Source organism: Stenotrophomonas sp. Steno-C17, from assembly GCF_056393165.1.
In genome coordinates this window covers 1-13,963 of record NZ_JBWJPD010000002.1, presented here as the reverse complement: position 1 = coordinate 13,963, position 13,963 = coordinate 1, and the positions used below count along the sequence as shown (strand labels likewise).

The window sequence follows — 13,963 nt, the reverse complement described above, 5'->3', positions numbered from 1 at the left end:
GCGATGCTGAACCTCGCCGAATACCGCCAGCGCCCGGCCTTGCTCGCCGACTGGTTGCCGTGGGCCGGGCTGGTCGCGCCGGGCGTCGTCTTGAACAAGGACGGCAGTTTTCAGCGCACGGCCCGGTTTCGCGGGCCTGACCTCGACAGTGCGACGCAAGGCGAGCTGATCGCCACGTCGGCGCGATTGAACAACGCGCTGCGTCGCATGGGATCGGGTTGGGCGCTGTTCATCGAAGCCGAACGCTGCGCAGCCGCCGACTATCCGCACTCGGAGTTTCCCGAGCCGCTGTCGTGGCTGGTGGACGAGGAGCGCCGCGCCACCTTCGAGGACTCGGGCAACCACTTCGAGAGCGCCTATCACCTGACGCTCGCGTACCTGCCGCCGGAGGAATCCCGCGCCCGTGCAGCCAAGATGCTCTACGAGAACACGCCGACGAATGGCGTGGACTGGCGCGAGCGGCTGCAAGCCTTCATCGCGGAGACGGATCGCGTCTTTGACCTGCTCGATGGCGTGATGCCGGAAATCGCCTGGCTCGATGACAGCCAGACGCTGATCTACCTGCACGCCACCATCTCGACGCGGCGCTACCGCGTCGGCGTGCCCGAAGTGCCGTTCCACATCGACGCGCTGCTGACCGACTCCGCGCTCGTCGGCGGCCTGGCGCCCATGCTGGGCGACCAGCACCTGCGCGTGGTGTCGGTGCGGGGCTTCCCGACCTCGACCTGGCCGGGGATTCTGGACGACCTCAACCGCCTCGGTTTTGCCTACCGCTGGAGTACGCGCTTTCTCTGCCTGGACAAAGCCGAGGCGGAAAAGGAACTCGCCCGCCTGCGCCGGCAGTGGTTTGCCAAGCGCAAGAACGTGGTGGCGCTGCTGCGCGAAACCATCTTCCAGCAGGAAAGCCCGCTGGTCGATACCGACGCGAGCAACAAGGCGGCCGACGCCGATGCCGCCTTGCAGGAGCTGGGCAGCGATCAAGTCGCCTTCGGCTACCTCACCGCTACGGTGACGGTGCTCGATGCCGACCCGGCCGTGGCCGACGAGAAGCTGCGCATGGTGGAGCGCGTCATCCAGGGACGCGGCTTCGTCACCATCCCCGAAACGCTCAACGCCGTGGATGCGTGGCTGTCCTCGATCCCCGGCAACGCCTACGCGAACGTGCGCCAGCCCATCGTCTCGACGCTGAACCTGGCGCACATGATGCCGGTGTCGGCGGTGTGGGCCGGGCCAGAGAAGAACGCGCACCTCGACGGGCCGCCGGCCATCGTCACCCGCACCGATGGCGCGACGCCGTTCCGCTTCGTCACGCACATCGGCGACGTGGGGCACATGGCGGTGGTCGGCCCGACTGGCATGGGCAAGTCCGCATTTCTGGCCGTGCTGGCGATGCAGTTCCGCCGCTATCCGCGCTCGCGCATCTTCGCGTTCGACATGGGGCGCTCGATGCGCGCCACCATTCTTGGGCTTGGCGGCGAGCACTACGACCTGGGCGTCGATGGCGGCATCGCGTTCCAGCCGCTCGCGCGCATCGACCGCGACGGCTACCGCACTTGGGCGGCCGAATGGATCGAGGGCCGCCTGCTGCACGAAGGCGTGACGGTTGGCCCCGACGAGAAGGCGGCCATCTGGTCGGCAATCGGCAGCCTTGCCGGTGCGCCGGTGGAGCAGCGCACGATGACCGGGCTTTCCGTGCTGCTGCAATCGAACGCGCTGCGCCAGGCGCTCGCGCCCTACGTGCTCGGTGGTGCCCACGGCAAGCTGCTGGACGCCGACCACGACCGGCTGGGCACGGCCGACGTGCAGTGTTTCGAGATGGAGGAACTGATGGGCAGCCCGGCCGCCGTGCGGTCGGTGCTGGGCTACCTGTTCGCGCGCTTCGATGAGCGGTTCGACGGCGCACCGACCCTGCTGATTCTCGATGAGTCCTGGCTGTTCCTGGACGACCCGATGTTCGCCGCGCGCATCCGCCAGTGGCTCAAGACGCTGCGCAAGAAGAACGTCAGCGTCATCTTCGCCACGCAGAGCCTTGCGGATATCCAGAACTCCAGCATCGCGTCCGCGATCATCGAGAGCTGCGCCATCCGCGTCTTCCTGCCCAACCCGCAGGCGACCGAGCCGCAGATTCGCACGATCTACGAGGGCTTCGGCCTCAACAGCCGGCAGATCGAGATCGTCGCCACCGCGCAGCCCAAGCGCGACTACTACTACCAATCCCGCCTCGGCAACCGCCTGTTCGACCTCGACCTGGGGACGGCGACGCTGGCCTTCGCCGGTGCTTCCACGCCGCAAGACCAGCGCGACATAGACCGCGTGCTGCTGGACGCCGGCGTGCCCGGCTTCGCGGGCGCCTGGCTGCGCCATCGCGGCCTCGATTGGGCGGCCGACCTGCTGCCCTCGTTCCCCGGCATTGCGCCGGGTTCCCTCCGTACCACCGACCACCCACTGGAGAGCCAGTCATGAAGAAGCGCCTTATCGCCGCCGCCGTCGCGGCCATGCTTTGCACCGCCACCGCCCATGCGCAATGGGTCGTGGTCGATCCCACGAACCTCGTGCAGAACACGCTGACCGCGATCCGCACGCTGGAGCAGATCAACAACCAGATCCAGCAGCTCCAGAACGAAGCGCAGATGCTGATGAACCAGGCGCGCAACCTTGCCAGCCTGCCGTCCAGCGTGGTGAACCAGTTGCGCGCCAACCTGGCGACGACCGAGCGGCTGATCGCCCAGGCCCGAGGCTTGGCCTACGACGTGACGAACTTCGATCGAGAGTTCGCGCGCCTGTATCCCGAGCAGTACGCCGCCACCGTCAGCGGCGACCAGATGTACCGCGACGCGCAGGAGCGTTGGAGGAACACGCTCCACGGCTTGCAGACCACCATGCAGATGCAGGCGCAGGTGTCGCAGAACCTGGGCGAAGACGAAAGCGTGCTGGCCGACCTCGTGGGCAGAAGCCAGTCGGCCGAAGGTGCGTTGCAGGCCATGCAGGCCATGAACCAGTTGCTCGCCTTGCAGGCCAAGCAGTCGATCCAGTCGCAGCGGCTCCAGATCACTCAAGACCGGGCCGCCTCGCTGGAACTGGCGCGGCAGGCGGCAGCGACGGAGCGCGCCCGCGAAGTGCGGCGGCGCTTCCTGGGCGAAGGCACGCCGTACACGCCGCAGCGCGTGGACTTCTACGGTAACTGACGGGAGGCCGCCATGCGATGCGTCCTCGTCCTGTGTGCCGCGTTGCTGGTCGCTTGCAGCGAGCAGCCCGCAGACCACCTTGCCGATGCCCTGGCCGACGATCCCGTGCGGCTCAAGGCATTGCGCGCGCAATGCGCAGCCGACCGGCAGGCCACGGGCGAGGACGCCTGCCGCGCAGCCGCCGAAGCCTTCCGACGACGCTTCTTCTCCGGCGAGGCCGGGCCGGACGAATACCAAACGCTGGCCGACCTGCCGCCGATCCCACCGAGCTTCGATGAACCGGCCGATGGCGAATCGCCGGCTTCATCCGATCAAGAGGACGCGCCATGAATGACGTGACCATCATCGACCGCTTCCTCAACATCTTCTCCACTTATATCGACTCGGGTTTCGGGCTGTTGCAGGGCGAAGTGGCGTTCCTGACCGCGACGCTGATCGTCATCGACATGACCATCGCCGGGCTGTATTGGGCGATGAGCCACGCCACCGGCCAAGGCGAGGACGTGATCGCCAAGCTGCTGCGCAAAGTGCTCTACGTCGGGGCGTTCGCTTACATCATCGGCAACTTCAACTGGCTGGCCGGCATCGTGTTCCGCTCCTTCGCCGGCCTGGGCCTGACGGCCACCGGCTCGGCGATCACGATGGAGAACTTCTTGCAGCCGGGCCGGCTGGCGAAAACCGGCATCGACGCCGGAGCGCCGATTCTGGAGCAAGTCGGCGAGATGGCCGGTTTCCCCGAGGTGTTCGTGAACCTCGACGCCATCACAGTGATGTTCCTCGCTTGGCTGGTCGTGGTCTTGTGCTTCTTCGTGCTGGCGATCCAGCTTTTCATCACGCTGATCGAGTTCAAGCTGACCACGCTCGCCGGCTTCGTGCTGGTGCCGTTCGCCTTGTGGAACAAGACCAGCTTCCTCGCCGAAAAGGTGCTGGGCAACGTGGTGTCGGCCGGCATCAAGGTCTTGGTCTTGGCTGTGATTGTCGGCATCGGTTCCGGCCTGTTCGCCGAGTTCCAAGTTCATCCCAACGAGCCTTCCATCGACCACGCGCTGGTCATCATGCTGGCCTCGCTCACCTTGCTGGCGCTGGGGATCTTCGGCCCTGGCATCGCCACGGGCCTTGTGTCCGGTGCGCCGCAGCTCGGCGCCGGTGCGATGGCTGGCGCCGCCATCGGCGCAGCCGGGACAGCGGTGGCCGTTGGCGCTGCCGCGACGGGCGTAGGTGGCGCTGTCATGGCCGGGGCACGCATGGCGCCGGCCGCCGCCAAGCTCGCCGGCAGCGGCGCGCGTGCCGCCGCCTCGACGGCCAGCAGCGCACGGTCGGCGTTCCAGGCCGGTTCCGCCGCCGCCGGCGGTGGCGCGAAGGGCGCGATGGCCGGCTTGGGCAACGTCGCCAAGACCGGCGCGCAGTCTGCCGGGCGCGGCATCGCAGCTCGCGCTTCCGCTGCTGGGCAACGCATGGCAGCTCCCTTCCGCTCCGGCTGGAACGGCTCTGCTGCTGACGATGGCGCGGCGGCCGGTGGAGCCGGGACATCCGGCCAGGCCGCCGCAGGCGAGGCCACTTCCGGCGCAGCCAATGCGCAACCCGCTTGGGCCAAGCGGCTGCACCGCCGCCAGCAACTCACACATGCCGCGACCACCACCGCGCACACGCTGCGCGGCGGCGATGGCGGCGGCTCGGGCCAAGGCCCAAGCCTGCGCGGCTCCGACGACTAAAGCGATTCACAAGGAGAACTGACCATGCGATTCAAGCGACCACAGGTGCGCTACGCCGACACGCCGCAGCCTGCCACGCCGTACCAAGCTGCCGGCCAGGTGTGGGACGAGCGCATCGGCTCGCCGCGCGTGCAGGCGAAGAACTGGCGCCTGATGGCCTTCGGCTGCCTCACGCTCGCGCTGCTGATGGCCGGCGGCCTGGTGTGGCGCTCGGCGCAATCCATCGTGACGCCCTACGTGGTGGAGGTGGACAACGCGGGCCAGGTACGTGCCGTCGGCGAAGCCGCCACGCCGTACCGGCCCAACGATGCGCAGACGGCGCACCACATCGCGCGCTTCGTGACGCTGGTGCGCTCACTGTCCATCGACCCGATCGTCGTGCGGCAGAACTGGCTCGATGCCTACGACTACACGACCGACAAGGGCGCGGCCGTGCTCAACGACTACGCGCGGGTCAACGACCCGTTCGCGCGCATCGGCAAGGAATCGGTGACGGTGCAGATCACCAGCGTCGTGCGCGCAAGCGACACGTCTTTCAACGTGCGCTGGACGGAACGCCGCTACGTCAACGGCGCCGCGGCCGGCCTGGAGCGGTGGACGGCCGTGGTGTCCATCGTGCTCCAGCCGCCGCGCACCGAGGAACGCCTGCGCAAGAACCCCCTGGGCATCTACGTCAACGGCTTGTCGTGGAGCCGCGAGCTGGATTCTTCCGAAGGAGCCAAACCATGAATGCACTTTCCCGTATATCCGCCTTGCCGGTGATCCTGCTGGCTTCGACTGTCTTGTTCACGGGCTGCGCCACGCAAGGCAAGCCGCCTCCAGTCATCTCGCTCGATGAGCCGGTGCAGGCGCAGCCGCTGCCCGAACTGCCCGCGCCGGTGGAGGTGGTGGCCGTGCCCGAGGTGCTGCCGATGCCGGCGCAGTTGAAGCCGGTGCCCGAAGCCGAAGACGCCAAGCCCGCGCCGGAACCGACAGACGAGAAGGTGCGCGTCTCGCGCGCCAATGCCGAGGCCCGCGTCGCGCCCACGCGCGAGGGCTACGTCAACGCGATTCAGGTGTGGCCCTTCACGGATGGCGCGCTCTATCAGGTCTATGCGGCCGTGGGCCGCGTGACCGTGATTTCGCTCCAGCCGGGCGAGGAACTGGTGACGGTGGCCGCCGGCGATACCGTGCGCTGGATCGTGGGCGACACGTCCAGCGGCAGCGGCGCCGACCTGCGCGTGAACGTGCTGGTCAAGCCGATTCGCTCGGGACTCAAGACCAATCTCGTCATCACGACCAGCCGCCGCACCTATCTGCTGGAGCTGACCTCGACGGAAAAGACGTGGATGGCGTCGGCGTCCTGGGAGTACCCGCGCGACCGGATGCTGGCCTTGCAGCGCCAGGCGCAGGCGGCCAGCGCCGCCGCGCCGGTCGATACCGGGCTGGCGCTGGAGAACCTGCGCTTCCGCTACGCAATCAGCGGCAGCAATCCGCCGTGGAAGCCGCTGCGCGCCTTCGATGACGGCGAGAAGGTCTATATCCAGTTTCCGGCGGGCATCGCGCAAGGCGAGCTGCCGCCCCTGTTCGTCATCGGCGCGCAGGGCGATGGGCAACTGGTGAACTACCGCTTCCGCTCGCCGTACTACATCGTGGATCGGCTGTTCGGCGCGGCCGAACTGCGCCTCGGCGGCGACAAGGGCGACGTGGTGCGAATCGAGCGCACGGACGGCGTTGCGCGGAGGAACTGACCATGAGCCAGGACGACACCCCCGACCTCGCCACGCCGCAGGCGGGCAAGGTAGCGCCCGAGGCGGTGGCGCTGCGCGCCCAGCCGCGCCCGGTCACGCGCCTGAATCGGCGCACGCTGGCCATCCTCGCCGGCGGCCTGTCGGTCGCCGTGCTCGGGGCCACGATCTGGTCATTGCAGCCACAGCGGCGCGGAGCCAGCGAGCAGGCCGAGCTTTACAACGTCGATCGCGTGTCGAAGTCCGAAGGGCTGGACGCGCTGCCAACCGATTACTCGAAGCTGCCGGCCTTGCCGCCCGCCGCACCCGAGCTGGGGCCGCCACTACCGGGCGATCTTGGCCCGGCCATCGTGAACTCGCAGCAGCCGGTGACGCCGGCCTATACGCCGCCGGGTCACGATCCCGAGGATGCCTTGCGCAAGGAGGCTGATGCGGCGGCGGCCTCGTCGGTGTTCTTCCGCTCGGGCGGCCAGGGCCAGGCCGCCGCCACGGTGGCGCCGGGGGCGCCTGGTGCTGCCAGCGCGCTCGCGGCCTTCGACCCACTCGCTCCTGGGCCGGCCTCGGTGGCTGCGCAGCCAGCCGACCCGACCGCCGTGCAGAACCGGCAAGACCAGAAAGAGGCATTCCTGAAAGGCGGCTCTACGGAAACCCGCAATTCCGGCAACCTGGCGCTGCCGGCATCGCCTTATCAGGTGATGGCGGGCACGGTGATCGCCGGCGCGCTTGTGACAGGTATCAAGTCGGACTTGCCCGGCGACGTGATCGCCACGGTGACGGAGCCGGTCTTTGACACGGCCACGGGCAAGTTCCTGCTGATCCCGCAGGGATCGCGCATCCTCGGGCGTTACAACAGCCAGGTCAGCTACGGGCAGAGCCGCGTGCAGGTGGTATGGAATCGGGTCATCCTGCCCGACACGTCATCGCTGACGCTCGACAACCTCGTGGGCACCGACCCGGCCGGCTACGCCGGCCTGGAAGACGACGTGGACTGGCATTGGGATCGCATCGTCGCGGGCGCTGTGCTGACGACGCTGCTGGGCGTAGGCGCCGAGCTGGCCGCGCCGGAGAACCGCCAGGACGGCAACCGCATCGTCATCGCCGGGCGCGACAGCGCACAGGACAGCATCAATCAGGTCGGCCAGGAGATCACCCGGCGCAACATGAACATCCAGCCCACGCTGACCAGCCGGCCCGGCCTGCCGGTGCGGATCATCGTCAACCGGGATCTTGTGCTGCGGCCGTACCAGCCGCTGTTCTTCAACCGGGGAGCTTCGCAATGAGCACGACCAAGAAGCTGCGGCTCGGGCCGCTGCCCAAGACCGAGAGCGTCAAGCTGACCTTCGCTTGCCCGGCCAGCCTGAAAGCCGACCTCGACCGCTACGCCGCGCTGCACGCGCAGGCGTATGGCGAGGCGGTCGATGCCGTGACGCTGATTCCGCACATGCTGGAGGCGTTCATGGCGGGGGATCGGGGATTCAAGCGCACACAGCCCAAGAACGGAAAAGCCGCCCCTGCGTGAACAGGGGCGGCTCTGGATTGGTGCCCGAGGCCGGAATCGAACCGGCACGCCTTTCGGCGAGGGATTTTCTTACCACTTCGACTTTCGCCGCCGCCCTGCTCAACGCAGGGCGTTCGTGGTCTGGAGCACGCCTTCACCATAGCCTTGCGGCCGTAGGTGCCCGCCGTCTGCTCTCTACACCTTCCCAAGCTGTAGCTTGGGCTTGGCTCGGCGTTGGCTCGGATGCAACAGCATCCAGGGCGTTCGCCGACTTTGACGGGCTTCACTTCGGGCGTTTCCCCCCGAAGGCTCAAATTGTTCAAGTCCCTTGTGTCTACCGATTTCACCACTCGGGCGTAGTGCTCAACGCACTGAAAACACCTACCTCCATCTACTGGCGCCTAGCTGGCCCCTGGTCGTCAAGCCTAGCTGCAAAGCTACAACTCGGATGCCCGCAAACCGTTGTCACTATTGACCTTCTGGCTCGGTAGTTCTAGCAGAAAGGACTTGACAAAACAGATTTTAAGTCCGATGCGTCTACCAGTTTCGCCATCCGGGCCTGCAGCGCGCGCAGATTGTAGCGGAATCGGCCGCTCCGGCACCGGCTAACGCAGGTTTTACGCGCGCAGCGCCGCTGCCCGCTACAGTCCGCCAACGCACACGGGAAGGGCGACATGGCGATGCAGTGCATACGAAGGATCGTCTGCGGGCTGTCGATGCTGCTGGCGGCGGGGCCGCTGGCGGCACAGCAGGGGCCGACACCACCCGATGGCGTGGTGGACATGGCGACCGTGCAGGTGACCGGCGAACAGCCGGGCCCGGGTTTGTGGAAAGTGACCGCGCCGCAGGGGCATGTGGTGTGGATCCTCGGCATCGTTTCGCCGTTGCCGGCGGGCGTGGAGTGGCGTCCCGACGAGGTCGAGCGCACGATCGCCGGGGTTGACCACGTGCTGGGCGAGCCGGGCTTCAAGGTCGATCCGCAGGTGGGTCTGCTGAAGGGCCTGACCCTGCTGCCGCTGGCCCGCAGGACCGCACGCGACCCCCAGGGGCGCACGCTGCAGCAGGTGCTGTCGGCGCCGACCTACGCACGCTGGCTGCAGCTCAAGCAGATGTACCTCGGCACTGATCGCAGCGTCGAGAAGGAGCGTCCGCTGGTGGCGTCCGGGCGCCTGTACCAGGCCTTCCTGAAACGCAACGGGCTGCGCGATGGCAAGCAGGTGGACAAGGCGCTGCAGCGGCTCTACAAGGCGCGTGGCCTGCAGCCCGAGGTGCTGAAGGTCACGCTGAAGATCGATGATGCGCGCGCCACGCTGAAGGAACTGCAGGTGACCGAGGTCGACGACCGCGCGTGCTTCGAGCGCACGCTGGATACCGTCGAGTTCCAGGCACCGGTGCTGCGCGAACGGGCCAACGCGTGGGCGCTGGGCGATGTGGCTGCGCTGCGGCGTCTGTCCGGCTCGACCATGGCGCAGACCTGCCGCGAAGTGCTGCAGGAGTCGGCCTTCGTGCGCCGTCGCGGCTGGAGCGATCTGCCCGAGCAGGTGCGCCAGCGCTGGTTGCAGGGGGTGGACCGCGCGCTGCAGCAGCACGCGGCCACCTTCGCCACCGTGCCGGTCAGTCTGCTGCTGGGAGAAGGCTATCTGCAGGCATTGCAGCAGCGCGGCTACGTGGTTGAAGCACCGCCGGAGTAGCCCGCGTAGGCAGCGCGTCAGGTTCGTGTCATAGTCCCATTCATCCACCAGGGGGATGGGGCCATGTCGTTGCACGCGTTTGCCTACGTCAGTACGGCCACGGAAGGGCTGGACGTGCCTGCGCTGGACGCGTTGCTGGCCGATGCCACCGCTTTCAATCGCATGGCCGGGGTCACCGGCGTGCTGATGTACGACGGCACCCGGTTCCTGCAGTACGCCGAGGGCCCGCGCGATGGCCTGGCTTCGGTGCACGCCCGCATCGTCAATGCGCGTCGGCACAGCTGTCTGACCGAACTGGCCGCAGGCCCGTTGCGGGCGCGATGGTTTCCGCGCTGGACCATGGCCAACCGGATGATCGAACCGGGGGCACTGGCCAGTATCGTGGCAGCGCCCTGGCAGGGCTTCGACAACGACCCGCATCGGCCGGGTACCGGCTTCGCGCTGCTGCTGCGTTCGTGGATGGGCGGGCATGGCGAGCTGGAACCGGCAGCAGTCAGCCTGGGCTAGTGCGCGCGGGCGTGACCTGCGACGCCCCGGGCCGTTACTCTTGCAGGCATGATTGACCGCCTGCGGATGCCCGGATGAGCCCTTGCCCCTTTTCGATGCCCCTGGGGCTGCGCGCATGAGCGTGGCGATCAGTGCAGCGCTGGCGCCGGCGCCGGCCGTGATCGGCCTGGGTTATGTCGGTCTGCCGCTGGCCGTGGCCTTCGGCCAGCAGCTGGCAACGCTGGGCTTTGACATCGACCAGGCGCGGATCGCCGAGCTTCGTGGTGGCCAGGACCACACCCTGGAAATGGAGCCGGACGAACTGGCCTCTGCCACGCAGTTGCGCTATAGCAGCGCCCCGGCTGACCTTGATGCGTGCAATGTCTACATCGTCACGGTGCCCACCCCGATCGACGCCTACGAGCAGCCGGACCTGGAGCCGCTGCGTTCGGCCAGCCGGTTGATTGCCGGCCACCTGCGGCCGGGGGATGTGGTGGTCTACGAATCCACGGTCTATCCGGGTACCACCGAGGAAGTGTGCGTGCCGTTGCTGGAGCAGGGCTCGGGCCTGCGCTTCAACCAGGATTTCTACTGCGGCTACAGCCCGGAGCGGGTCAGTCCGGGTGATCGCGCGCGGCGCCTGTCGGACATCCGCAAGATCACCTCCGGCTCTACGCCCGAGGTCGCTGCGGTGATCGATGGCCTGTACCGGCAGATCATCCGTGCCGGCACGTTCCCGGCGCCCTCGATGCGCGTGGCCGAAGCGGCCAAGGTCGTGGAGAACATCCAGCGCGACGTCAACATTGCCCTGGTGAACGAGCTGGCCCTGATCTTTGACCGGCTGGGCATCGACACCCAGGACGTGCTGGATGCCGCAGGCAGCAAGTGGAACTTCCTGCCGTTCCGGCCGGGTCTGGTCGGTGGCCATTGCATTGGCGTGGACCCGTACTACCTGCTGCACAAATCCGAGAGCGTGGGCTACCACCCCGATCTGATCCACACCGCGCGCCAGGTCAACAATCGCGTGGGCGAGCATGTGGCGGCGCGGGTGCTGGCGATGCTGGACGAGCGCGGGCGCAGCCCGGCGCAGTCGCGCATCCTGGTGCTGGGCGTGACCTTCAAGGAAGAGTGCCCCGATCTGCGCAACAGCCGCGCGCTGGAGCTGGCGCAGCGGTTACGCGAAAGCGGCGCGCAGGTCGATGTAAGCGATCCGTGGGTGGGGCCCGCAGCGCTGGCCGATACCGGCGTGCAGTGGCTGCAGCAACCGCAGGCGGGCGCCTACGACGCCGTGGTGCTGGCGGTGGCGCACGCTGCCTTCACCGCGCTGGACGAAGATCAGATCCGCGCACTGCTGGCACCGGGTGGGCTGGTGTACGACGTGAAGTCGGCATGGCCGCGCAGCGTGGTGGATGATCGCCTCTAGCGGGCGTACACCTGCCACGCGGTAGACTCGGGGCAGTTGCAACCGAGGAACGCCATGCACCGTTACATTGTCTTCGTGCTCGCCATCCTGATGCTGCCGGTCAGCCTGTGGCTGGCCGCGCTCTGGCCTGCCTGGTACTGGGGCGTGGGCCTGTCCGCGGCGATGGTGGCGCTGGGCTGCTGGGATCTGCTGCAGAAGCGCAGCACCCTGCGCCGCAACTACCCGGTGATGGCCCATTTCCGTTACGGCCTGGAATCGATTGGCCCGGAGATCCGCCAGTACTTCGTGCAGAGCGACCTGGAGGACGTGCCGTTCTCGCGCCAGCAGCGCGCGTTGATCTACCAGCGCGCCAAGAACGAGATGGACACCGTACCGTTCGGGACCCTGCGCAGTACCTATGCCGTGGACTACGAGTGGATCAACCACTCGTTGGCGCCGACCGCCATCGGCAAGCATGACTTCCGTGTGCTGATCGGGCCGACGTGTGCGAAGCCCTATTCGGCCAGTGTGTTCAATATTTCGGCGATGAGTTTCGGTTCGCTGTCGGCCAATGCGATCCGCGCGTTGAACGACGGTGCCCGCCGCGGCGGCTTCTATCACGACACCGGCGAAGGCTCGATTTCGCCCTACCACCGTGAGATGGGGGGCGACCTGGTGTGGGAGATCGGCTCGGGCTACTTCGGTTGCCGCGATGAGAAGGGCGGCTTCAGCGAAGAGCGGTTCGTTGCCAACGCCACCCACGATCAGGTGAAGATGATCGAGATCAAGCTGTCCCAGGGCGCCAAGCCCGGTCACGGCGGCGTGCTGCCGGCGCCGAAGGTCACCGCCGAAATCTCCGCCACCCGTGGCGTACCGATGGGCGTGGACTGCATATCGCCGTCGCGTCATTCGGCGTTCTCCACGCCGGTGGAGCTGCTGCAGTTCGTTGCACGCCTGCGCGAACTCTCAGGCGGCAAGCCGGTGGGCTTCAAGCTGGCCATCGGTCATCCGTGGGAATGGTTTGGCATTGCCAAGGCCATGCACGAGACCGGCCTGCTGCCCGATTTCATCGTGGTGGATGGTGCCGAGGGTGGTACCGGCGCGGCACCGGCCGAGTTCGTCGATCACGTGGGCGTGCCCATGCATGAGGCCCTGCTGCTGGTGCACAACACCCTGGTCGGGCTGGACCTGCGCGACCGCATCCGCATCGGTGCGGCGGGCAAGATCACCAGTGCGTTTGATATCGCCCGCACCATCGCGCTGGGCGCGGACTGGTGCAACGCCGGGCGTGGCTTCATGTTCGCGCTGGGCTGCATCCAGTCGCTCAGCTGCCACACCGACAAATGCCCCACCGGCATCGCCACCCAGGACCCGGCGCGCTGGAAGCACCTGGATGCACCGGACAAGGCCACGCGCGTCTACAGCTACCACGAACACACCCTGCATGCCTTGAAGGAACTGTTGTGCGCGGCCGGGCTGAACGATCCCGCCGAACTGGGACCGGAGCACATCCTGCGCCGCGTGTCGCCGGTGGAGATCCGTTCGCTGGCCACGCTGTACCGCTACCTGGAACCGGGCGAGCTGCTGCACAAGGTGCCCGACCACGCGGTCTTCCACGCGTTCTGGGCCGATGCACGCAGCGATTCGTTCCAGCCGCCGGCACGCATCCAGGCGCTGCGCGCCAGCAAATCGCGGTAACTGCCGTTGTAGAGTCGAGCCATGCTCGACTGCTTTTATTGATCCCAATGCAGTCGAGCATGGCTCGACTCTACAAGGACACGCCATGCAGTTCAGGACGGGCACCATCGACGATGTTGCGTTGCTGTGGGCACTGCGAACCCGTTGCGTGCGCGAAACCTGCAGCAGCCATTATCCGCCCGAGGTGATCGCACCGTGGTCGGCCTCGCCACCACCGTCGCAGTACGCGCGGCTGCTGGGGCAGGGCGGTTGCGTGGTGGCCGAGGATGCGCAGGGCGCACTGCTGGGGTTTGGCGTGTTCGACAGCGAGGGTAATGAAGTCGACGCCTTGTTCGTTGATCCGGATCGTGGTGGCCAGGGGATTGGCCAGGCCCTGATGCAGCGGTTGCTGGCGATGGCCGACCCTGCCCGCGATGTGGTGCTGTCCGCCTCGCTCAATGCGGTGCCGTTCTACCAGCGCCAGGGCTTCATCGCTGAACGGCAGGAAGACTATGCGCACCCCAGCGGCGTCGCGCTGGCATCGGTGCGCATGCGCCGCCCCCTGTAGAGTCGAGCCATGCTCGA

The 13,963-nt window shown here is 67.4% G+C and carries 13 protein-coding genes; all 13 read left to right on the top strand.

The genetic code is table 11. The annotated features are described in order from the left end of the window. Positions 1-3: 3 nt before the first annotated feature. The 13 genes from trbE (at position 4) to AC06FA_RS01735 (ending at position 13,946) form a co-directional block, all read left to right on the top strand. Positions 4-2,463 carry a conjugal transfer protein TrbE gene (trbE, locus tag AC06FA_RS01795; protein WP_478066867.1) on the top strand — a complete coding sequence of 820 codons (2,460 nt, stop codon included), beginning with the start codon at positions 4-6 and terminating at the stop codon, positions 2,461-2,463. Further along, positions 2,460-3,185, top strand: a complete 726-nt coding sequence (gene trbJ / locus AC06FA_RS01790) for a P-type conjugative transfer protein TrbJ (protein ID WP_073646908.1) — start codon at positions 2,460-2,462, stop codon at positions 3,183-3,185. The genes trbE and trbJ overlap by 4 nt, the downstream gene beginning before the upstream one ends. A 12-nt stretch (positions 3,186-3,197) precedes the next feature. Next, a complete protein-coding gene (locus AC06FA_RS01785) occupies positions 3,198-3,515 on the top strand; it encodes a hypothetical protein (RefSeq protein WP_478066866.1) in 318 nt (105 codons plus the stop codon). Further along, the gene (gene trbL, locus AC06FA_RS01780; RefSeq protein WP_478066865.1) at positions 3,512-4,897 is read left to right on the top strand and encodes a P-type conjugative transfer protein TrbL; all 1,386 of its coding nucleotides are present in this window, start codon (positions 3,512-3,514) and stop codon (positions 4,895-4,897) included. The genes AC06FA_RS01785 and trbL overlap by 4 nt, the downstream gene beginning before the upstream one ends. Before the next feature lie 24 nt (positions 4,898-4,921). Beyond that, positions 4,922-5,626, top strand: coding sequence for a conjugal transfer protein TrbF (gene trbF, locus AC06FA_RS01775; RefSeq protein WP_128622484.1), 705 nt, complete (start codon positions 4,922-4,924; stop codon positions 5,624-5,626). After that, entirely contained in the window at positions 5,623-6,627 is a 1,005-nt protein-coding gene (trbG, locus tag AC06FA_RS01770; RefSeq protein ID WP_478066864.1) for a P-type conjugative transfer protein TrbG, read from the top strand. Before trbF ends, trbG begins: the two co-directional genes overlap by 4 nt. 2 nt (positions 6,628-6,629) lie before the next feature. Then, positions 6,630-7,904, top strand: a complete 1,275-nt coding sequence (locus AC06FA_RS01765) for a TraB/TrbI/VirB10 family type IV secretion system protein (protein WP_478066863.1) — start codon at positions 6,630-6,632, stop codon at positions 7,902-7,904. Next, positions 7,901-8,143 carry a DUF2274 domain-containing protein gene (locus AC06FA_RS01760; protein WP_478066862.1) on the top strand — a complete coding sequence of 81 codons (243 nt, stop codon included), beginning with the start codon at positions 7,901-7,903 and terminating at the stop codon, positions 8,141-8,143. The genes AC06FA_RS01765 and AC06FA_RS01760 overlap by 4 nt, the downstream gene beginning before the upstream one ends. 653 nt (positions 8,144-8,796) lie before the next feature. Beyond that, complete coding sequence (locus AC06FA_RS01755; protein WP_478066861.1) at positions 8,797-9,813, top strand: TraB/GumN family protein; 1,017 nt, start codon at positions 8,797-8,799, stop codon at positions 9,811-9,813. 63 nt (positions 9,814-9,876) lie between these two features. Continuing rightward, the gene (locus AC06FA_RS01750) at positions 9,877-10,320 is read left to right on the top strand and encodes a BLUF domain-containing protein (protein ID WP_478066860.1); all 444 of its coding nucleotides are present in this window, start codon (positions 9,877-9,879) and stop codon (positions 10,318-10,320) included. A gap of 115 nt (positions 10,321-10,435) precedes the next feature. After that, complete coding sequence (locus AC06FA_RS01745) at positions 10,436-11,722, top strand: nucleotide sugar dehydrogenase (protein ID WP_478066859.1); 1,287 nt, start codon at positions 10,436-10,438, stop codon at positions 11,720-11,722. A 54-nt stretch (positions 11,723-11,776) separates the two neighbouring features. Next, positions 11,777-13,399, top strand: coding sequence for an FMN-binding glutamate synthase family protein (locus tag AC06FA_RS01740; RefSeq protein WP_478066858.1), 1,623 nt, complete (start codon positions 11,777-11,779; stop codon positions 13,397-13,399). 85 nt (positions 13,400-13,484) lie between these two features. After that, a complete protein-coding gene (locus AC06FA_RS01735) occupies positions 13,485-13,946 on the top strand; it encodes a GNAT family N-acetyltransferase (RefSeq protein WP_478066857.1) in 462 nt (153 codons plus the stop codon). Positions 13,947-13,963: the final 17 nt, after the last annotated feature.

Coding starts and splice junctions, on each gene's coding strand:
- trbE (WP_478066867.1), top strand. CDS start 4: ATGCTGAACCTCGCCGAATACCGCCAGCGCCCGGCCTTGCTCGCCGAC.
- trbJ (WP_073646908.1), top strand. CDS start 2,460: ATGAAGAAGCGCCTTATCGCCGCCGCCGTCGCGGCCATGCTTTGCACC.
- AC06FA_RS01785 (WP_478066866.1), top strand. CDS start 3,198: ATGCGATGCGTCCTCGTCCTGTGTGCCGCGTTGCTGGTCGCTTGCAGC.
- trbL (WP_478066865.1), top strand. CDS start 3,512: ATGAATGACGTGACCATCATCGACCGCTTCCTCAACATCTTCTCCACT.
- trbF (WP_128622484.1), top strand. CDS start 4,922: ATGCGATTCAAGCGACCACAGGTGCGCTACGCCGACACGCCGCAGCCT.
- trbG (WP_478066864.1), top strand. CDS start 5,623: ATGAATGCACTTTCCCGTATATCCGCCTTGCCGGTGATCCTGCTGGCT.
- AC06FA_RS01765 (WP_478066863.1), top strand. CDS start 6,630: ATGAGCCAGGACGACACCCCCGACCTCGCCACGCCGCAGGCGGGCAAG.
- AC06FA_RS01760 (WP_478066862.1), top strand. CDS start 7,901: ATGAGCACGACCAAGAAGCTGCGGCTCGGGCCGCTGCCCAAGACCGAG.
- AC06FA_RS01755 (WP_478066861.1), top strand. CDS start 8,797: ATGGCGATGCAGTGCATACGAAGGATCGTCTGCGGGCTGTCGATGCTG.
- AC06FA_RS01750 (WP_478066860.1), top strand. CDS start 9,877: ATGTCGTTGCACGCGTTTGCCTACGTCAGTACGGCCACGGAAGGGCTG.
- AC06FA_RS01745 (WP_478066859.1), top strand. CDS start 10,436: ATGAGCGTGGCGATCAGTGCAGCGCTGGCGCCGGCGCCGGCCGTGATC.
- AC06FA_RS01740 (WP_478066858.1), top strand. CDS start 11,777: ATGCACCGTTACATTGTCTTCGTGCTCGCCATCCTGATGCTGCCGGTC.
- AC06FA_RS01735 (WP_478066857.1), top strand. CDS start 13,485: ATGCAGTTCAGGACGGGCACCATCGACGATGTTGCGTTGCTGTGGGCA.